The 20868-nt window shown below is 57.1% G+C and carries 12 protein-coding genes; 6 read left to right on the forward strand and 6 right to left on the reverse strand.

Going from position 1 to position 20868, the window contains the following annotated elements:
* Positions 1-25 precede the first annotated feature (25 nt).
* The gene (gene sbcB, locus AC1DXW_RS11555; RefSeq protein WP_477752546.1) at positions 26-1456 is read right to left on the reverse strand and encodes an exodeoxyribonuclease I; all 1431 of its coding nucleotides are present in this window, start codon (positions 1454-1456) and stop codon (positions 26-28) included.
* Between the two features lie 187 nt (positions 1457-1643).
* Between sbcB and AC1DXW_RS11560 the strand changes: the two genes are divergently transcribed.
* The 6 genes from AC1DXW_RS11560 (at position 1644) to AC1DXW_RS11585 (ending at position 8479) form a co-directional block, all read left to right on the forward strand.
* Positions 1644-2369 carry an RDD family protein gene (locus AC1DXW_RS11560; RefSeq protein ID WP_477752547.1) on the forward strand — a complete coding sequence of 242 codons (726 nt, stop codon included), beginning with the start codon at positions 1644-1646 and terminating at the stop codon, positions 2367-2369.
* On the forward strand, positions 2366-3343 hold the full coding sequence (locus AC1DXW_RS11565) for a stage II sporulation protein M (RefSeq protein WP_477752548.1): 978 nt from the start codon (positions 2366-2368) through the stop codon (positions 3341-3343). The genes AC1DXW_RS11560 and AC1DXW_RS11565 overlap by 4 nt, the downstream gene beginning before the upstream one ends.
* Positions 3330-4874 carry a DUF4129 domain-containing protein gene (locus AC1DXW_RS11570; RefSeq protein ID WP_477752549.1) on the forward strand — a complete coding sequence of 515 codons (1545 nt, stop codon included), beginning with the start codon at positions 3330-3332 and terminating at the stop codon, positions 4872-4874. The genes AC1DXW_RS11565 and AC1DXW_RS11570 overlap by 14 nt, the downstream gene beginning before the upstream one ends.
* A complete protein-coding gene (locus AC1DXW_RS11575) occupies positions 4871-6034 on the forward strand; it encodes a DUF4350 domain-containing protein (protein WP_477752550.1) in 1164 nt (387 codons plus the stop codon). Before AC1DXW_RS11570 ends, AC1DXW_RS11575 begins: the two co-directional genes overlap by 4 nt.
* On the forward strand, positions 6031-7032 hold the full coding sequence (locus AC1DXW_RS11580) for an AAA family ATPase (protein ID WP_477752551.1): 1002 nt from the start codon (positions 6031-6033) through the stop codon (positions 7030-7032). The genes AC1DXW_RS11575 and AC1DXW_RS11580 overlap by 4 nt, the downstream gene beginning before the upstream one ends.
* A gap of 115 nt (positions 7033-7147) precedes the next feature.
* A complete protein-coding gene (locus tag AC1DXW_RS11585) occupies positions 7148-8479 on the forward strand; it encodes a DUF58 domain-containing protein (protein ID WP_477752552.1) in 1332 nt (443 codons plus the stop codon).
* Positions 8480-8547: 68 nt separating this feature from the next.
* On the opposite strand, the gene AC1DXW_RS11590 is transcribed toward AC1DXW_RS11585, so the two are convergent.
* The 5 genes from AC1DXW_RS11590 to AC1DXW_RS11610 all read right to left on the reverse strand — a co-directional run bounded on the left by AC1DXW_RS11590 (position 8548) and on the right by AC1DXW_RS11610 (position 20860).
* On the reverse strand, positions 8548-9096 hold the full coding sequence (locus AC1DXW_RS11590; RefSeq protein ID WP_477752553.1) for a hypothetical protein: 549 nt from the start codon (positions 9094-9096) through the stop codon (positions 8548-8550).
* Between the two features lie 101 nt (positions 9097-9197).
* Entirely contained in the window at positions 9198-13796 is a 4599-nt protein-coding gene (locus tag AC1DXW_RS11595; protein WP_477760019.1) for a Tc toxin subunit A-related protein, read from the reverse strand.
* Between the two features lie 145 nt (positions 13797-13941).
* Positions 13942-19068, reverse strand: coding sequence for a Tc toxin subunit A (locus AC1DXW_RS11600; RefSeq protein WP_477760020.1), 5127 nt, complete (start codon positions 19066-19068; stop codon positions 13942-13944).
* A gap of 807 nt (positions 19069-19875) precedes the next feature.
* Positions 19876-20235 (reverse strand): PilZ domain-containing protein, encoded by a 360-nt coding sequence (locus AC1DXW_RS11605; RefSeq protein ID WP_477752556.1) that lies wholly within the window; start codon positions 20233-20235, stop codon positions 19876-19878.
* A gap of 250 nt (positions 20236-20485) precedes the next feature.
* Positions 20486-20860, reverse strand: coding sequence for a tetratricopeptide repeat protein (locus AC1DXW_RS11610; protein ID WP_477752557.1), 375 nt, complete (start codon positions 20858-20860; stop codon positions 20486-20488).
* Between the last annotated feature and the right edge of the window lie 8 nt (positions 20861-20868).

A 20868-nucleotide genomic window follows, 5' to 3' on the forward strand; every position in this document is an offset into this window, starting at 1 on the left:
GTTTTAAGCCCTGGCATGTTCGATTTCAAAGACGCAAACGCTGACGCAATCCCTGGACATAATCCTGCCACTCACTGAGCACCCCCTGCTGAAACGGAGTGGCACTAACGCTCAATTGGGCCGCGGCTTCTACAAAACTTTCAAGGGTATTTGGCGCCCCCCACTCGGGTTCTGACAAACGTTTCTGACAGAATATTCGCCAGCGTTCTTGCTCCTCGGAATTCAACGTGTCGGAAAAGTTACGTGCGCGATATCGAAACAGCAATTCAGGCAAACGTTCGTCATCGAAAGGCCACTGCTCTTGTGCCAATTGCATCGGGTCAACGGTTCTGACTTGCTCACACAATCGCCGATCCCGATCACCGATAAATCCATCATATAACTGTTGCTCCGGATCCTGGCTCTGGGAAAAATCTTCGCGAGCATAGATCGCCAGGACTTTATCCAGCCAAACTTTCCGGGCGTCATTGAGCTGCAACACCCGCTGCTGATACAGCGCCATATCCAGCCCCAGACGCTGCTGATCTTCCTGGCGAAGTACCGACAACGGTGCCACCACCGGGCACTTGTTGATGTGAATCAGCTTCAACGGCACCGGCAACTCACCTTCGGCCAGCTCGTCACGGCGGGTATACAAGCGCTGACGCAAGCTTTCGGCATCCAGATCGAGCAGGCCCTGGGGATCGAGGTGCAGGTCACAGACAATCAGGGCGTTCTTGTTGCGCGGGTGCCAGGCCAGTGGCAACACCACACCCACATAGCTGCGCGCGGCCGAAAATCGCCCGGAAACATGCACCAGCGGTTGCAGCAGGCGTATCTGGTCCATGACTTTTTGCTTGCTGCGCAGTTGAAACAGCCAGTCGTACAACTTTGGCTGTTTTTCCCGTATCAGGCGCGCCAGGGCGATCGTCGCGCGAACGTCCGACAGCGCTTCGTGGGCATTGCCATGGTCGATGCCGTTGGCAGCGGTCAGGCGTTCAAGCTTGAGCGTGACCCGCCCCTCGTCATCGGTCGGCCAGACCATGCCATCGGGGCGCAAGGCATAAGCGGCGCGCACCACATCGATCAGGTCCCAGCGGCTGTTGCCGCCCTGCCACTCCCGCGCATAGGGGTCGAAAAAGTTTCGGTACAGGCTGTAGCGGGTCATCTCGTCGTCGAAACGCAAGGTGTTATACCCCGCGCCACAGGTGCCGGGCGCGGCCAGCTGCGCATGCACCCGGGTCATGAAATCGGCTTCGCTCAAGCCTTGCGCCTGCAGTTGCCCGGGGGTGATTCCGGTGATGGTGCAGGCGGCCGGATGCGGCAGGATGTCGTCACTGGGCTGACAGTAAAGATTGACCGGCGCGTCGATTTCATTGAGATCGAAGTCGGTGCGCAGGCCGGCCATTTGCAACGGACGGTCGCAACGGGGATTGATGCCAGTGGTTTCGTAGTCGTACCAGAAGATGGAGGTCACGGGCGATTCCTGAACTGAAGATCGGCAAAGTCTAGGCGTTCACCTCCTTCCCCGGCCAGTAGTCTTGTCATTCAAGCACCTTGCGCGACTCAGCATGCAATACATAGTTATGTCGTTTCCCCCCGCATAGGCTGCTAGCATCGGATAGACACAGAATCCCGATCCAGGCCACATCATCAGGTTGCCCATGTTCGAGACCACAGCACTGCCAGGGAATGTGCCGCTGTCACCGCCGCTGGATACGCGGTACCAGGTCGAAACGCCGGAGGGCGTCGACCTGCCACTGCGCCCGGCCGGGTTGATGGTCCGTGCGCTGGCCTTCTCCATCGATCTTGGTTTGCGCGGCCTGGTCCTGGGCTTGCTGTTCATTGCACTGGCGATGCTGGGCAAACTGGGTGCCGGGATCGGGTCGATCCTGCTGTTCGTGGTGAGCTGGTGGTACATGGTGCTGTTCGAGGTACTGAACCACGGCCGCTCGCCGGGCAAGCAATGGATGGGGCTGCAGGTGGTGCACGACGATGGCACCCCGGTTGGCTGGTCCGCGTCGCTGCTGCGAAACCTGTTGCGCGTTGTCGACCTGCTGCCCTTCGGTTACTTCCTCGGGGCCATCAGTTGCCTGCAACATCCCCACTTCAAGCGTCTCGGCGATATCGCCGCCGGGACCCTGGTGATCTACCGCGAACAAACGCACGCCCGCCCCGAACTCCCCGAAGCCCAACCCCGCCGCCCGGCCTTTGTCCTGACACTCACCGAGCAAAGGGCCATCATCGGGTTTGCCGAGCGCCAGGGCGAACTCTCCGAAGCGCGGGTCAATGAACTGGCCGCGATCCTCGCCCAACCATTGCAAGTCCAGCCCCCGCAGGCGGTGACCGAACTCAACGGTATCGCCCGCGGCTTTTTGGGGCCGACATGAAGCAAAGCCTTTTTGAAAGCCGGCACAAGGCCGAATGGGAACAGTTCACTCACCTGCTCGAGCAATTGGAGCACGACAGGAAAGCCACCGACGCCGGCAGCTTCCCGAAGGACTACCGACGCCTCTGCCACCACTTGGCACTGGCCCGGGAGCGTGGCTACAGCAGTTTCCTGATCGACTCCCTGCAGCAACAAGTGCTGCGCGGACACCAACAGCTTTACCGTCATCGCAGCCGTTTGGGCGCCAACGTGCTGGCATTCATCCTGGCCGACTTTCCGCGACTGGTGCGCGAACAGTGGCGTTTCGTCCTCGCCGCCAACCTGATGTTCTTTACCAGCCTGGCCGGTTTCGCGCTGCTGGTGTACCTGTACCCGGACCTGGTCTACAACCTGATCCCCGCCGAGCAGGTCAGCGAGATGCAAAGCATGTACGACCCCGTTGCCGGTCACCTCGGGCGCACGGCGGAACGAGCCGCCAGTGAGGACTGGGCGATGTTCGGCTACTACATCATGCACAACATCGGCATTGCCTTTCAGACCTTCACCAGCGGTTTGCTGTTCGGCCTGGGCAGCGTGTTTTTCCTGATTTTCAACGGCCTGATGATCGGTGCGGTGGCCGGGCACCTGACCTATGTCGGCTACGGGCAAACCTTCTGGTCATTCGTGATCGGCCATGGAGCATTCGAACTCAGCGCCATTGCCCTGGCCGGTGCCGCCGGCCTGAAGCTGGGCTGGGCGTTGGTCGCCCCGGGGCGCCTGCCACGCGCCGAGGCCTTGCGATTGGCGGCGCGCAAGAGTGTGCTGCTGGTCTGCGGAGTCATGCTGTTTCTGTTGATCGCAGCGTTTATCGAAGCCTATTGGTCGTCAATGAGCGCCCCTTCACACCAGACCAAGTACCTGGTTGGCGCGGCGCTCTGGTTGCTGGTAGTGGTTTATCTCGTGTTTGCCGGACGTCGCCGCCATGCGCCTGAGTGACGCCACTGTGGTGATTCGCCCGCGCTCGACCTGGGAAGCCTTGGACCTCGGCGTGCTCCAGAGCCAGCGCCACCGACGCCTGTTGATGACCAGTTGGGCCATGGTCACCTTGCCCATTTTCGTGCTGCTCAGTTGGGGATTCTGGGATTCGCCCTCTCTCGCCGTGTTCATTTTCTGGTGGCTGAAGCCGGCGTTCGAACGCCTGCCCTTATACATCCTGTCCCAAGCCATGTTCGGTGAAACGCCCACGCTCAAGCAGGCCCTGCGCCAATGGCCACGCCTGCTCAAACCGCAATTGCTGGCCAGCCTGACCTGGCGACGCCTGAGTTTGCCCCGCAGTTTCGTGATGCCGGTGGTGCAACTCGAAGGGCTCAACGGCCAGCAACGGCAGCAGCGTCTACAGGTGCTGTTGCAGCGGGACGCCGGCACCGCACGCTGGCTGACGATCATCGGCGCGCACCTGGAAGGCGCGTTGTGGATCGGCTTGATGGTGCTGTTCTATCTGCTCCTGCCACAGCAGGTCGCGCTCGACTGGAGCTGGCAGTCGCTGATCTCGGCAGCCACCCACGACTGGCTCTGGCTGGAACACCTGACCAACGCCTTTTATGCACTGGTGCTGGTGGTCTGGGAACCGATCTATGTCGCCTGCGGTTTCAGTCTGTACCTGAACCGGCGCACCGTGCTGGAGGCCTGGGATATCGAACTGGTGTTCCGCCGAATGCGCCAACGCCTCGTCAGTGCAGGCGCTGTCCTGTTGATCGCCGTGATTTTGCAGATGTCGACCACCCACAGCCTATGGGCCGCCGATCCGGCCATCTCACCCGACAGCCCGCGCCTACTGGACCAGCCCCTGACCAGCCAGGCCTCCAGGGACAGCATCAAGTCGATCCTCGAGCAGCCGCCCTTCAAGAACCGGGAAACGGTGACGCGCTACCGCTTTGGCGAAGAGCAACCGAGTGCTGAAGCCGCGGACGATGGCAAGACACTGCAATGGTTGAAGGCGCTGTTGAAGCTGTTCGAGGGGCAACGCTTCGGGGCATTGGCGACCCTGATTGAAATCGTGCTGTGGGGCATCGTCATGGGTGCCGTCGGCCTGTTGATCTGGCGCTATCGCGACTGGTTGCAGGCGTTCGTCAGCCTCCGACCGATCCCCGTCAACAAAGCCACGGGGCTATTACCGCAGCAGGCATTCGGCATGGACCTCAAGCCCGAATCCCTGCCCGCCGACATCGCCGCCCACGCCGAAAGTCTTTGGCAGACTCATCCACGTGAAGCGCTTGGTTTGCTTTATCGTGCCCTGCTCAGCCGTCTGTTGCACGACTTCAACATCGCGCTCAAGTCCGCCGACACTGAAGGCCAAGTGCTTCAGCGTATCGAACTATTACAGCAACCGGCCTTGCTGGCCTATAGCAAAAACCTGACCGGGCACTGGCAAAACATGGCCTACGGTCATCGCCTGCCGCCCGCTCAGGTGCAGCAGGAACTGTGTAACGGCTGGCGCGTTCTGTTCGGCTCGCAGGTTGTCCGTTGAATCGGCGCTGGGGGTCGATAACCGGGGTGTTGATCGCCGTGTTGCTGGCAGCGCTGAGTGTTTATCTGTACCTCAAGGCAACCCCCTACCAGACCGACATCGACCACGGTCCCGCCCCCGAAGCCAGGGCCAACCCATATCTGGCGGCGGAGCTGTTCCTGCGCAAGCAAGGCCTGAGCGTCGACCACGCCAATGGCCTCGACATCCTGCCCAGCCTCGACCCGCATCAACACAGCCTGCTGTTGCTCGCAGAGCGCTACAACATGACCCCACGACAGATCGACCAGGTGCTGAACTGGACCCGGGCCGGCGGGCGGCTTCTGTTCGTCGCCGAAGCGCTGTGGGATGAAAAACGCGGTCATAGCAATGATCTGCTGCTCGATCGGGTGCAACTGCACCAGTCCCTGAGTAAGGACCTCAAGGCAGCGCCACCCAATGTCGGCGCAGATCCGTACCCGGAACTGACCAAGCTCTATCTGGAAAACGAAGACGCCCCGGCCTATGCAGGTTTCGATACCGCGTTCCATCTCGAAGACCCGAAAAACCTCGCCCAGGCCTGGGCCAACAGCGCCGGGGCCACACACATGATGCAGCTCGGTTACGGTCTCGGCTCGATCATCGTGGTCACCGATGCCGACTTGTGGAAAACCCCGGCCATCGACCAGTACGACAATGCCTGGCTGCTCTGGTACCTGACCGCCGACACCCGCGTGACGCTGATCTTCAATACCGATCACGACAGCCTGCCGACCTTGCTGCTGCGTTATTTTCCCCAGGCGCTGGTCGCGTTGTTCGCTTTGATCGGTCTGGGTTTCTGGCACTTCGGTGTGCGTCAGGGGCCATTGCTGGAACCGGCGCCGAAAGCACGCCGGCAACTGCAGGAGCACCTGCGCGCCAGTGCCGACTTCCTGTTGCGTCGCAACGGTCAGGCCGGCCTGCTGCAAGCCTTGCAGCAAGACATCCTGCGGCGCATGCGGCGTCGCCATCCCGGCTTTGAACAACTCGCCGTTGCCGAACAATGGCTAGTGCTCGCGCGCCTGACCGGCCAACCCACACGCGCTATCAGCCAGGCCATGAGCCCGCGACCGAAGCAACGACTTACCAGCGTTGAATTCAGCCGTCAGGTCGCCCATCTGCAATCCTTGAGGAACGCCCTATGAGTCAACCGATCGAGCCCGACGCAGCGAGTCATGCCACTCAACAACGTCAGCGTGCCAGCCACCTGGCCCAGGCCGTACGCCATGAGTTGCAAAAAGCCTTGATCGGCCAGGACAGCGTGATCGACGACGTCCTGACGGCGCTGATCGCCGGCGGCCATGTGCTGCTCGAAGGCGTACCGGGCTTGGGCAAGACCCTGTTGGTGCGCGCCCTCGCCCGCTGCTTCGGCGGTGAGTTTGCGCGCATCCAGTTCACCCCGGACCTGATGCCCAGCGACGTCACCGGGCATGCCGTGTATGACTTGCAGACCGAGCAATTCAAACTGCGCAAGGGCCCGTTGTTCACCAACCTGCTACTGGCCGACGAGATCAACCGCGCCCCGGCGAAAACCCAGGCAGCGCTGCTCGAAGCCATGCAGGAGCGGCAAGTCACCCTCGAAGGTCGTGCTCTGCCCATCGCGCAACCGTTCATGGTGCTTGCCACGCAAAACCCTATCGAACAGGAAGGCACTTACCCGTTGCCGGAGGCCGAACTGGATCGCTTCATGCTCAAGGTGCGCATGGATTACCCCGACGCCGGACAAGAGTTGAACATGGTCCGTCAGGTCAGCCGCTCGACCCGGGCCGACATGCTCGATGTCCAACCGATGCGCACGTTGTTGCAGGCCAAGGATGTACTGGCCCTGCAACGCATCGCCAGCGACCTGCCGCTGGACGATCAGGTGCTCGATTACGCCGTGCGCCTGGCCCGCTCCACCCGCAACTGGCCCGGCCTGATCCTCGGCGCCGGGCCTCGGGCGTCCATTGCACTGGTGCGATGTGCTAGGGCGCGCGCCTTGTTGCGCGGTGGCGAGTTCGTGATTCCGGATGACATAAAGGGCTGCGCGCTGGCGGTGCTGCGCCATCGCGTACGCATCGCGCCGGAGCTGGATATCGAAGGGCTGGATGTAGATCACGTGCTGCGGCAACTGCTCGACCAAGTACCGGCGCCACGGGTTTGAACGTCGTGGTCCGGATAAAAGATCGCAGCCTTCGGCAGCTCCTACGTCGAAGGTGTGCACCTGTAGGCGCTGCCGAAGGCTGCGATCTTTTGATCTGGCTGCACGGTGTTACACCATGAAACCCTCGCGCCTGCTGTTGATCTGGCTGGCACTGCTGCTGGTCATCGGCATCGTGCTCGGTGCATTGCGGGCGCTGGACGTCGCCGTTCCTTCAAGCCTGTTGTCGATCAACTGGGGATTGCTGCTGGCGCTGCTGGCACTGGCAATACTCGACGCCATCCGCCTCCAACGCCTGCCCTCCCCCCGTGTACGACGACAAATGCCCGGCAGCCTGGCGCTCGGTCGCTGGAGTGAAGTGCGACTGGAAGTCGTGCATGACTTCCCCCACCCCCTGAACATTCAGATCTTCGACCATGTGCCCAACGGCCTGAGCTTCGAAAACCTTCCCCTGTCGGTCGAACTTCAGCCCGGCCAGCACAGCGAGGTTGGCTATCGCCTGCGCCCGCTCAAGCGCGGTCACTTCAGCTTCGAACGCTGCGAAATCAACCTGCCAAGCCCATTGGACCTGTGGTCCGGCAAACGTCTGCTCAGCGTGACCGACCACACCCGCGTCTACCCCGACTTCGCCCGCCTCTACGGTGGCCAACTGCTGGCGGTGGACAACTGGCTCAGCCAGCTCGGCGTACGTCAGAAACAACGACGGGGTCTGGGCCTGGAATTCCATCAATTGCGCGAATTTCGCGAGGGCGACAGCCTGCGCCAGATCGACTGGAAAGCCACTGCCCGTCAGCGCATGCCGATTGCCCGTGAGTATCAGGATGAGCGCGACCAGCAGATTATCTTCATGCTCGATTGCGGTAGACGCATGCGCAGCCAGGACGGCGAACTGGCGCATTTCGATCACGCGCTCAATGCCTGTCTGTTGCTGAGCTACGTGGCATTGCGTCAGGGCGATGCGGTGGGGCTGAGTACCTTCGCCAGCGATCAGCCCTGTTATCTCGCTCCGGTGAAAGGCATCAACCAACTAAACGTCTTGCTCAACAGGGTCTACAACCTGAACAGCACACAACGCAGCGCCGATTATCAAGCCGCTACAAGCCAATTACTGGCCCGGCAAAAGCGTCGAGCGTTGGTGGTGCTAATGACTAATCTGCGGGATGAAGATGATGAAGAACTCATCACGGCCGTTAACCGGCTGAACAAGCAACATCGGGTTCTGGTGGCAAGCCTGAAAGAAGGGGTACTCGACAGTCTGCGAGAGGCGCCGGTACAAACCTGGTCCGAAGCGTTGAGCTATTGCGGGACGGTGGACTGGTTGAATGCGAGAGCCGAACTCCATGAGCGGTTGAGTGCTCATGGAGTTTCGGTAGTGGATGCGCGACCAGACAGGTTAGGGCCAACATTGGTCACGCGATACTTGAGCTGGAAAAAAGCAGGCACGATATGAAAGCGTATCCACTGTTTTGCTGAGGCTTTGCACTGACAAACAATGGCTCGGTCCTCCCCTGCTTTACGTTACACAGCTACCAAGGTTTGTCCCTCATACACCTTGTCGTCGAGCTGAATGCGTTCCAGCTGGAGAGGCACGAGATGCAACTGCACGTCGACATCAGTTATACGCAGCCCTTGCGATCCCCCCAAGTCGGATCCATGCAACTCCACATCGATAGTTTTATCCGCTGCCACTACGTCGTTGATCGCAAAAGACTCAAAGGGGTTCCAGTCGGCCAGCGGCTTGCTGGGAGGTTTTCCACTTAGATCAATAGGGATTTGCTTGCCAGTGCCGGTTTTTATAAGGGTTTTGGAGTTTCCACCTTCCCCAAGGTTTTCATACTGAAAGGCTATTCGATACGTCGCCCCCTCCATCTGCGCGTCGGTAAACACGGCGGTGTCGAATACCTGAGCAACGATCGCCCTGCCGTTCATCATCAAATAGTTACCATAATCAGGATCGGCAAATGTCCTGGCTGCGCCCGTCCCATTATGTTTCCACGGGGTATTCCAACCCGAGGAAAATCGTCCGTGCAAGATAAAATTTCGGCCTCTGATTTCGTCGTCGCTCATGATGCATTCACCTCGATTGATCAATCTTCCCCAAGTCCACCTAACGCGACTCGGGTTCCTGCCAACATGCGCCCCCAATAATTTTCAGGGGCGCTCCACCATCAATCATCCAATTTATCCAGAACCGCCTCGGTGTAAGCCGTACCACCGACTTTGGCGAGATAACGCACTTGCACAATGATGTCCGTCAGGCTGTCGATCAGCTTTTCCTGTTCCGACGTTGTGGATCGTGGCAACTCAAGACGCCAACGCGAAACCGCGCCAGTGCCTTCAAACGGAAGGTAGCGTTCATCACCAAATATCAACTGGAAAACACCGGAATCATCCAGGCCGTGGCTGATGCCCACCTGCTGGTTGCTACGCAAATTGAGCAAAATACCAGCGGGAGGTATTTGGCCCTTGTCGCCATACAAGTATTCAAGCGAGTCAACATCGGCTTTGTACACCGTGGTACTGCCGGTCTGCGTCAGGATTGCGCGAACATCCTGGTAAGGGCCGAGCACCACCGGAAGAGACAGTGCGACGGTGGTTATCTGTCGGCAGTAATGGCCGGGGTAGTCACTGTCGAACAACCGCTGGGAAAACTCGAAATCGAGTTTGCCTTTCTTGATATCGGTTATTACCGACGCCCAGTTTTTTGTCGGAGTCCCTTTTTCGAACAGCTGACGCAGGGAAATCGTCTTGGTCAGTTCCAGCCGACGCTCGTTACGTTCAAGGAACATGCGCTCCAGACGCAGCAGGTCAAGCAGCATCGATTCGCCTGCGCTCAGGCCATGGCGGTGATCCATCCACGCATTGGGTCGAATGACCTGCGTGTCGAAGTCGCCCATCTCGTACTGCCAACTGGCTTCGGCGCTCAAACACAACCCCACCACGGCGTCATAGGCCTGGAAGTACAGCGTGGCCATCTGGCTGAGCAACCAGCGGTAGAGTTCAACGTTGGTGGCCCGGGTTTTGTAGAACGAGTAAATGTCCTGGGCCTGTTCATTGGCTTTTTGTGTTTGCGCCAGGCTGGCTCTGGCGGCATTGAGGGTGTGCTGTTGGGCGGTGAGCTGTTCCTTGAGGACCAGCAATTCGCTGTTGGCCTGGGCTTCGGCAAAGCTCCACTCCTCGCCTCGGCGATGGTAAAAAGCAGCGCGTTGCGAAGCTTCACCCGCCGCATACAGTAATGCGCCACCGATCGTCAGTCCCGTGCCTACTGCTTTGAGGGGTTCCCCACGCTCACCTCCCTCTATACCTACCAATCCCGCGGGAAACGGACCTACTGGTCCAGCGAGCGCTTGCTCCTTGATAGCTGCATTGATAACACTCCCGACAGCATGAGGAATAATGGCTGCTGCCCCCAATATCTTGCCGGTCAGTGCGGCGACATCCCCTGCAATTTCCGGCGCGAGCAACCAGTGACCATTGAGCTGCTTATAGTGATCAGCCCGCTCTTGAATCATGGCCTGGCTCTGCTCCAATCCTTCCAGTGAGGCCTCCAATTGCTTGATGGTTTCCTCCTGAATGGTTTTGGCATGCGCCCCCAATGCAATGACATGGCTCTGCTGCAGTTCCTCAAGCTGTCCACGATCACGCAGTTCCATCAACTGACGCACCTCCCGACCAAACCCGATAAGGGTTTGCACCGCGTTTTGCGCTGTGGATAGCAAGGTACGGAAACGATAATGCGGAATGTTCTTCCACCCCCCCGCATTGCGCATTGCCCCCGAAGAACCACCCGCCTGGGCCCGCAGCAAATCCAGTGGATTGGTCGGTGGGGCATACAGCGCCAGCATCATCGGTTTGCCATCGATGGTCAGGTTATGCCGCATGTTCCACAGGCACTCATCGATGTACTTCCAGGTCTCCAGCAGTTGATCGTTGGTGAAGGGGCGAAGGACATCCTCCAGTCCCAACATCTCGAAATCTGGCGTTCCCTCCACTCGCGCCGGCAGATTCGCGACGTCGACCTCAAGTGATCGTGCGAATGACTCCAGTGACGAGACACCGGTTTTTTCGGCGTTGGGCTTGAGAATGTCGAATGCCGACTGTGGCTTCCAGTGGCTCATGGCTTTTGCTGTGGGTGCCGGGCCCATCAGCGACAAGGCGCGCACGTATTGCAGTTTCGCCGCCACCAGGCTGTCGCGGGTCAACCGCCGATAAAGCGCATCGGCATGGGCAATGATGCAGCGCACATAACCCATGAAAATAGCTTTGCGATAGTGAATCCGCTTCGAAAAGGCAATGGCGTCAGGGTCCACCAGCCCCTTGGCTTCAAAGCCGATATCGCCTTGCTCCAGCAACGGGCGGCACAGCCAATAGCGCTCGCTGGGGTCCGTTTCTCCCGGGCGTGGCGTCCGGATATGCGGGTTGAATATGTATTGATACCATCGCTGCGACTCATGGTAGTTGCGCTCCTCGCATAGACGATGGGCGACGAGGAACGGCAGATGGAAGAACAGCTCCCAGTAAAAGGTGCCGTGGGCGCTGTTGAAATCGATGGGTATTTTTGGCGCATTGACACCCGTTGGTGAAGGCTCGAGGGTGTCTTGGGTCGCCCGGGACAATACTTCGTCGATAGAAATCGCTGCCTTGGCCACCAGCTCCGGTCCGAACAGCGAGTTGAGCCGTATCCATGGCAGAGCGGTGATACCCAATGGCCGAACATCAAGAAATTGAGCACCTGTGACCTGCTTGCTGATCAGCGGTACATTGCTGGCATTGGGTACTTGTTTGATCTCGATGTCATAGCGGTCACGGCCATAACGACCGTCAGCACTCTCGCCCCATACAACACTCAGCTTTTTGCCAACAGCGTTGCCCGTCCAGCGATATTCAATCCAGGGCGTTTGAAACCAGCCCTTCAACTCGCTGGTTTCTTCCCAATGGCCCGGAACAACCGTTGCGCCATCCATAACTTTCAAAGCCATCTCAACGATCTCGGGCTTTTTAAACACCGAAAGCTTGTTTTGGCTATTGGTTAACGATTTGTAGACACCACCAATCAAGACTGAAAATCCGGCACCACCTCTGATGTGACTGGGCTGAAGTAGCGACAACGTTGCCAGTTGTTGAGGTGTCAGCATGACATTCTTGCGAACAGATACCAATAATAAGCCAGCCATACTAAACTCAGCTGCTTTGAAAGTCTCTATCACGACGGGTTTGCCATTCAAAYCATCAAGACATAAAGAAAAATCAAATCCAGTTAATGAATGACGGAAACAGGTCAACTTAATGCCTTTGGTGCCAACCCTGGAGATTTCGAAATACGTAACAAACGATCCCACATCATCTTTCACGACAATGACAATGTCTTTCAAATCGAACTCTGGCCGGGTGAGATCACAAACACCTTGCACCTGCAATACGTTAGTTGTTGCCAATACGCCATCAACCATGGTTTGTCGGCTGCTGAAGTTGATATTCGTTGAGATAAATTTGCTCAGTATCCCATTTCGGGTATCTCCAACGGCTGCAACACTTGGAGCTGGCACAAGCGCCTGCGTCAGTACTGCCGCTTCGCTGAGCAACAGTTTATGTTGCAAACCAGACTGATTGGAGAAACGCTGATTGGCCAATACTTTCAGGCTTGCAATATTTGGAACTTTTGGTTCAAACAATGCATTTCTTGCCGCAAAGATCCATCCGTGCTCTTTCTCATCCTCGGCGGCGGCCATCTGCCCGGAAGACAAGTCTGTTGTGGTAAAACACACGGCCAAAAGATCATCTACGTCTTTTCTGGTACCGGTATAGGTCACGGCTACCAAACGAGAAGATGCCTCGGACGCCTTGGCAAATTCCTTTTTCCCAAGACTCACGGGTGTCGACCATACTCCGTTCACGGCAAGGTAAGAGAGTTTGACCTCAACCTGCCACGTACCTTGCACGATAACCTCGTTGCCTTCGTTGTCCTTATCCTTGCGGTCCGGCGCTTTCTCGCCCTCGACCTGAACCACCATGAAGCGCCCGGCAAAAAATACCGGCCGCATCGCCAACACGGTTGCCGAGGCGGGAATGCCGATGGGCTTCCACTCGGTCCAGGCTGCGGGGTCGAGGAATTTGCTTGCGGTGTTTAATTCGACATGGGCCTTGCGCCAGAAATAGCCAAATGGCTGCACCCTTTGCCGGCCAATAAAGTAGTAATCGGCATTTTTGAAGTTTTGTCCCTTCGCAATTCCCGCACTGTCGATACTGTCGATATACGCCGATATCAGATCGAGATTGCACACTTCTTCGAAACCCTTCAAATGCTCGAACAGGGCCATCTGCACGGCTGCATCGCTGAGACTGGCTTGCCCGAGGTTGTTCTCCAACTCCTTGAACGAATCGGATTTGCGCAGACGCAATGTCGGGTTTATCCAGTTTTCCGGATAATCGAGAAGCATCTGATAACCGGCCCAGTCACTGATATTGCAATAGCGTTGATGCCACGCTACCAATTCGTCGTTACTAAACTCTTCTGTGTGGCCGGGTTCCAGACCGCTGTACACAGCGCCTATGTATTGTTGGAGGCACGCAATGGCTTCAGCCAGCCGAGACGTTTCCAGTTCCTGGCCTACCTGACTGTCCATTAACAAGTAGTGATACAAGTCATCGAGGGATGTCAGATTGAGCGGTTTAGTGACATCCTGATTCGGTGCAACTTGCCCAAGATAAAAATCTGCCAAGGCCATGCAGCGACTTTCTTCCAATGTGCCAATGATGGAGTTATTCACTTTTTACGCTCCTAGAATGCAGCATGCGCCCGGCAGTGCCAGCAATAGAGACACAGCTGAATATTCAAAAAGAAAACTTCAAAGCGGCGATACCGCCGGCATCACCTGATGACAACTGTTCCTTTTTTAGCACCCGTTAACACTTTTAGCCTCTGGCAATAAACGTCAACTCATAGGCCGGCAGCACCCAATCGGACACTCTTTCGCCTTCAACATAAAATGCTGTGCCACACGAGTAAGTGCCTGGTCCGAAGTTTGATTTGAACTGAACTCGCCAGCGACCCTCTGCACCGACCATTCCCTGGGCATAAATAGTGATTTCCGATCCCGCTTTGACAATGCGCACCTCAACACCTGGCATGCCCACCCCCTCGATCCAGGTCCCGACCTTGACGGTGCTTTTCGAGAGCGGACTGATAATTTTTACCTTTTCAACAAAGCGGCCATCAACATTCACGCGCACATCCGGTGCCCACGCCTCAGTTGTGTCGATGTGTCGCTGCTTGACCGAAAACACATGCGGCCCTGTCGACAGCGGCTCGGTAGTCCTCACGGACCACTTACCATCATTGCCCACGCTGGTCCTGGCCAGCAGCGACCCCTCCCGACCTTCGAATACATAAATCTGGGCCGATGGGCTGCCCCTACCGTTGAGCAGCGGTTGAACCTCCACCTTATCGCCATTGACGGGATACACCAGAACCGGTGGTGGTGCATCCAGGCGACCAGGCAACACCAGTCGCTGATTGAGCCGATTACAATAAAAAGTCAGATCAAAGCTACCGTTACGAAGATCCCTGCAGTCGATGTTCCAGCTGAGGATTTTGTCTTCGCCGATTACCACGTAGGCACCGGTTGGCGGGTCGAACATCATTCCCAGCCCTTTCGCCGAGAACTCACTGCTCCAGGCCAGCATCGCACGGGCGTCTTTCAGATCGACCGAGCCCGGCAACTCGATATCGAGCCTGTAGGTTCGACCTCTGATAAACGCCAGCGGCTCTTTGGCGGTCGCGTGACTGACAACAGTTCGCGTCGTCGTGTCGGTCAACGTGAACGTCCAGTCAATGGCCGGCACCACTTGAAGAGTGAAGGTGCGCTTGTCCTCAGTAGCCTTGCGAATGGCGGTCACCACATAGTCGCCTGCCGCATCGGCCTCGAAGGGATAGGTCGAACGCCCCGAGGCGTCGGTTGGAAAGTTGACCGGTGTTGATGGTGTGCCATTCGGGCCTGTGACACTCCACCAGATCGGACAGTTGGCAATCAGCCTGGCCTGGTTATGTGCCTCCTCCCTGACCGTTACCCACAACAAGGTCGGAGTACCCGCACCCGCCACCGGATAGAGATACTCTGCTGACTCTCCGTGGATCACCGCTGCGCTGACCACGTCGACTTCAAGTCGCTGCTCGTCCATTGTTACCTTGGCGATGTAAGTGTGTTTTCCTGCTTCAATACCCTGCACGGTAAATTCCGCGATACCGTCTTGCGTAGTGGTAACCGTGCCGATCGGCTCTTGTCCGGCATCGGAATACAACTCGACCTCCACACCCGGCGACGGTTGCTTGCCTAGCCCCACCACATGACAACGAAGCACCAGCGGCTCCCCGACAACAGCCATCGACACCACCTCAAGAAGTTTGATAGCAGGGTTGTCGACAAAGGTGATGTTGTTGATGACCAACGAATCCTTGGTGCTATAACTGGCGACCAGGCTCGCTTCACTCACAGGTTCAATGCTTCTGACCCTGGTTCTGGCGATACCTGCTTCGTCAGTGATCGCTAACAGAGGATCCGCGACGACACCCCGCCCGGCAAACGCTACCGCTCGTCCAACACCAGGATTGTTGTAACGGTCTGCAAGACCGACATACACCGAAAAGAAAGCACTGCCGCCAGCCAAAAAGGTATCGTCGAGCTCGGGATCCGGTGTGCTATCCAGAGAAAAGCCCAGGGAGAGTTCGTCACAATCGACAATGATTTTCGGTGCATAAACCACTTGAGCCAGGCCGTAGGTGCCTTTGACTTGCACCGCCCCCATCCACGGCCCCTTTTCCGGTTTGAAGCGAATCACCGCACGGCCTTCATGATCGGTAGTGGACGTTTCCTCCAGCAACCCCGGACGATCACAACTCCAGGACACCGTAATGTTGCGCAAAACCTGGTTGGTGAGATCACGCAACGTGAGTTCRATCAACGCGACTTGATTGGCCACATTGGCAATCAGGGTGTCGTTGATGCACCTGATTTCGTACGTCACGCTTTGTCCCATCTCACCGACTTCCTGAGATTGCCCTTGAACCGCTGACTCGGACAAACATTCCAGCACGTGTTCTGCTGCGTTGCGCCAGGCATGCTTGTCGCTTTCGGGCGTGAGTGCCCCCAATCGAATAATGGCCTTTGCATCCAGCCCACTGCGGGTCGCAAGCTCACGAATGCGCAGCAGCGTGTCCAGGGTTGTCAGATCACGGACGATCGGCATCGATGGGACCAGATAGAGAATGCACTCGAGCACCTCTCTGACACCCCACTTCAGGACATCAGCCAGCTGGGTTGCCGCTGAATCACGAATCAGCCGCATATCCTCCGGCGTCAGGACGGCCGGAAGCCCATTGACCAGTTCCATGTAATGCAAGAGTTTTTCGGCAGGCTGCCCGGCGTGTGTAACAGCTCGCTGAAAAAGCGTCAGTTGATACAACGTGTTAAGGGTAAGTTCGTCTGGATTCCTCAGACCGAACCACATCCAGTTCTGTCGAGCGGTCAAAGCCACCAGCATCGCCGAGCTCAACGAAAGTTTTGCAACGACTTCGGCTCGCCGTATCAGGTGCGCCAGCAGGTTCAGCACATCATCACCGACATTGACCTTCTCGGCGCCTGAAGTGACCGCGCCCAGGGCCCGAGTGGTCTCCATCAGCAACAGGTAGACGCCGCCCGTGTTGACCCATTTGAGCAGTGGCAGTATCAGGTCCTGCGACAGGCTCAAATACACCGACAAACTTTCCTGGACCACTGCGCATTGGGCATCCCTGGCCTGCAGCACCAGCGCCAGAATGACCGTGCGCACCCGATCGACATCGGCTTGCGGAACATCTGCCAACATCACCGCCGCCTGAATCTCCGCAACGGCCCGATCGTAATCGTTCTCGTCGTTGGGAAGGTTCCACACCAGGCCATCGCGATCTACCAACTGATCAAGCAGCGACAGCCAACCTTGCGCATCCATGTCGTTACTTTGTGGCACGCCCGCCGCTTGAAGCGCCTCCTCGGTAAGCCGCACCGGCTGCAATCGGGTGTGAATCTCTTGCAGCAAAACAATGTCCGCTTCGGTTGCCATGGGGGGGGCAATGACAGGGGCCACATGCTGCACCAGCCAAGGCACGCTCACGTTATTTTCCTGTGCCCATTGCACGCACGATTGCACCGCATGCATCACACTCAGTACATCACCGATACCGCTGGTGCCGGTTACCACCAGACGAGCCTCGCCGAGTACTCGTTCGAGCACCTCACTTGCCCCCCTCTCACTTAAGGTTTCCAGCAATGCCGCCAGCTCTATTGAACTGATGCGCAAAAAAGACGCCAGCAATACCAGGCGATAAAAGGAAGAAAGTATGGGCAGGCTGCGTTGCAGTTCGTCCCTCAGGTTGTAGCTCTTGGCTACGAAGCGTGCGAGATAGCGCCAGGTCTCCTGGTTGATGCCCAGGCTGCTGCAAATCTGATCGACGGTGCGCTTGTCAGCGCGAGTTTGCGGTTCGATGGCGAAAAAGCCGTCGTCCAGTTTCAAAGGTGTGTCGAACAACGCCAGAACGTTGAAAATCCGGTCGAACTGTGAAAGTTCCTCACCGCGCCCATAAGGGGAAATTTCATCAATCAGTGCGCCAAATTGCTCTGCGGTACACCCGAACCGCAGACGAAACTCCTGGAAGAGGCCGATGGCTCGAAGAGTATTGTTGCTAATCCTGAACGGCTTGGCTGCCAACTCACGCTTTCGGGTTTCGGAACCAAGGATTTCACCCCGAGACTCAGCATTGAACGCGGCCATGACCAGCCGATCACACTGGTCTGGGGGCAGATTCAGCCAGCGGCTCAGACGCAACATGCGGTTTATCCGGTCAAAGCGGTTGAGGCTGTGATTGATAAACTTTCGCGTCCCTCCCCTGACCGGAGCGGACAGATCCATTGCTTCAGCGTCACCATAGTTGATGAAGACCGAACCAAAGGTCTTGGGTGACGCCCGCGGCACTATCACTGTGTCCACATTCGCGGAGCGTGTCGGCGCGTATTCTTCAATGGATAACAACGAGGTCAATGTGTTCGCATCAATCGAGGTCTGGGCGCAGAAGTGCACCGAATCCAGCAAGTTCGCTTCAGAGGTACCAAAGTTGTCTTTGTAGAATTTTTGCGCCTGGGTGGGCGCAACAAAACTCTCGGTCAACAATCGCTGCCCTTGCGGCCCGATATTGCAAGACTGATGAAGTGCAATATCCGAAAGATCACCGCGAGCGCCTGGCTGTTTGAAGTAGGGAGCGCTCAGATCGATGGACCGCACCACTTCACCCAACGATAGTTCGTTTTCTGCCAATACCAGCTTGTATTGTTCTGCATACCACTCGAAAGGCATCGAGCGATGCGGAAAACGTGTTTCCAGCAAGGTGTCATCGACGACTTGATCTTGCTGCAATACAGTCGCCAGATACGTTCTGATGATGCTTTCCAGCACTTCATTGACCAAGGTGACCGTTGGTTTGATCTGAAACATGCTGGTTGTATCAATGACGAGCTGAATGAGATCCGGGCGCCGGGTTTCGAAAGTGATCAGCCCTGCACCGCCCTTGGCGCGAGCCTCGAGATCCCGGGCCAGCAACACCAACCGCAGAAAATACGCCGCCGGGGAAATGCTCGAATCCGGGCTATGTGAGGGGCTGGCATTTTCCCAGTCAGGGTCGAACAAGTCATCGAAGGTGGGGGTTTTCACCAACGCCCGGATACCGGTTCGATGCAGTGGATTGGCAGGTCCCGGCCTTACCAGGCGTTGCTCGCGAAATTCGCGAGCGGTGTACACCGCCAGACTCATGGCTTTGTCCAACAGCACTTGTGCTTGCCGGCTGTGCAGTCCGAACGCATCAACCACACCCTGACGTCCCATTTTCAACATCTCGAAAACCGTGCCGCCCTCGTTGATAAAGCTCTCGTAGTTGACCTGGATAGAGTGGTCGAGGGTGCCTGGTGCCAACTCGAAAAGTTGCTTGAGGGGTGGGTTAAAGTAGTCCTTGCTCATCATGAATCTCCAGCAGGCCAGGGTGTGCGCTCTAAATACTCCTGAAAGCGGAAGAGCGATTGCTTGCGGTTTTTTTACGCGAAACCATGGGAACATTACACCTGTCACTTGTGACAAGTCAGACGAACGGTAAATGCGTTTGAAATACTTGCTGAAGGAGAAGATCAGAACATTTACTCAGGGGGGGTCAGTACATAAAACCAATCAATGAACGTATAGTCGGAATCATGTCCAGCGGCACCGGACAGTCGGCAGTCATACTTATGGGGCCCCGGATTAAGTGGTTGGTCGTATGTAAAACTGTTGCCTACTAACCGTCCCTCTTCCCTCCCCCCACTCGGGAAAAAGTTGCTTTCAAAAAAAACTGGTGAGGTCTGCCCACCCGTCCCCCTAAAGCTGGCTCTTACGGGTGAACGATAAAATGAGTCTACAACCGGACTGAGGATGTCTGGAGGATTGACGTTGGCCAAGGGTTTAACGTTGTTTGGTTGCTCTTCTATCATTTCGATCTCCCGCTTTAGAAGTTTCAACAGACTCCGATCATTAGTAAATCGAAAGCCCTCTACATGACTACTGTAAATTCTGACAGTCCAGATGAACGGTTGTTAGTAGGTGCAATTGATCACTTGCGCTCATTTGCTGGCTGAGAAGTCGCTGGATAACTAACAAACGATCAGCCCGAGGTAGTGTCCCTGCGGGCACTAGATTGCTGGCAACACCGACCTGTAGGAGCACGTCTTGTCGGCGATGGCAGGTGCGAAACCGCTATCGCCAACAAGCTGTGCTCCTACAGAAAAAGCCGTGCGTTCATGCAGAGGCAGGCAACGGCAGAAAACTGAAATACTGCTTCAACGCCTCCACCAACTGCCCATACTCCGGCGGTGCCCGTTGCAGGCTGAACCCGGCGTCGTAATGGTGGGGGGTGGCGTCTTCGTGGCACCACAGACAACACGCCTGCACATCGATGATCTGCAAGATGCCGTCGCTGGCGGGGATTTTCAGGCGCAATTCGAAGTCCGCGCCGATCATCATCGGCAATTGGCTGATGAGCATCAGCCCGTCTTCGGAGACGTTGCCCAGAAAGCCAATCGGTTTGTCGGTGACGCTGTTGAACACTCTCAAAAAATACGGCAGTTGATGCCGCTCGATCCGGCGGTCAGTGAACATGCGCAATTCGCCCAGCAAGACCCTTAAGCAGGGCCGCACTAATGCTTCGGAACGGGCCTGCCTGCCCTTATCAAATAAAAGCCAGGCAATGGGCGCGCTCTCCCCGATCCCGGTGCGACAGTCCATGAACTGCTGCCGCTTACTCCTGCCGATCACAGGTGTTACGTCGATTTAGAAACCAGGCTCTAAACCGGTTTATTCGACTATAGCTCACCACCGCCGGCCGGCCAGCTATAGATGACAAGTGTGATCAGAACTGCGTCGGACGCACCGCCGCCGCACTGCGCGTCGGATAGTGGCCCAGGCTCTGCAGGGTTTCAATGCGGGCATGGGCGCGGTAGGCGTACTCGCTCTGTGGATAAGACGCCATGATGAACTGATAGGTCTGAACCGCATCGATATACATCTTCTGCCGCTCCAGGCACTGACCGCGCATCATTGACACTTCCGGCCACACGTAAGGCCGCGCGCGGCTGTCGCGTTCGACCTTGGACAGCTCGAGCATCACCTGCTCGCAATTGCCCCGGTCATAGGCGCTGTAGGCATTGTTCAAATGATGGTTCATCGACCAACGGGTGCAGCCCGTGACGCTGAGGGCTAGGGCGGCAATGAGCACGAATCGCATGGGGGATC

The sequence above is a fragment of the Pseudomonas sp. P4_C4 genome, from assembly GCF_056402055.1.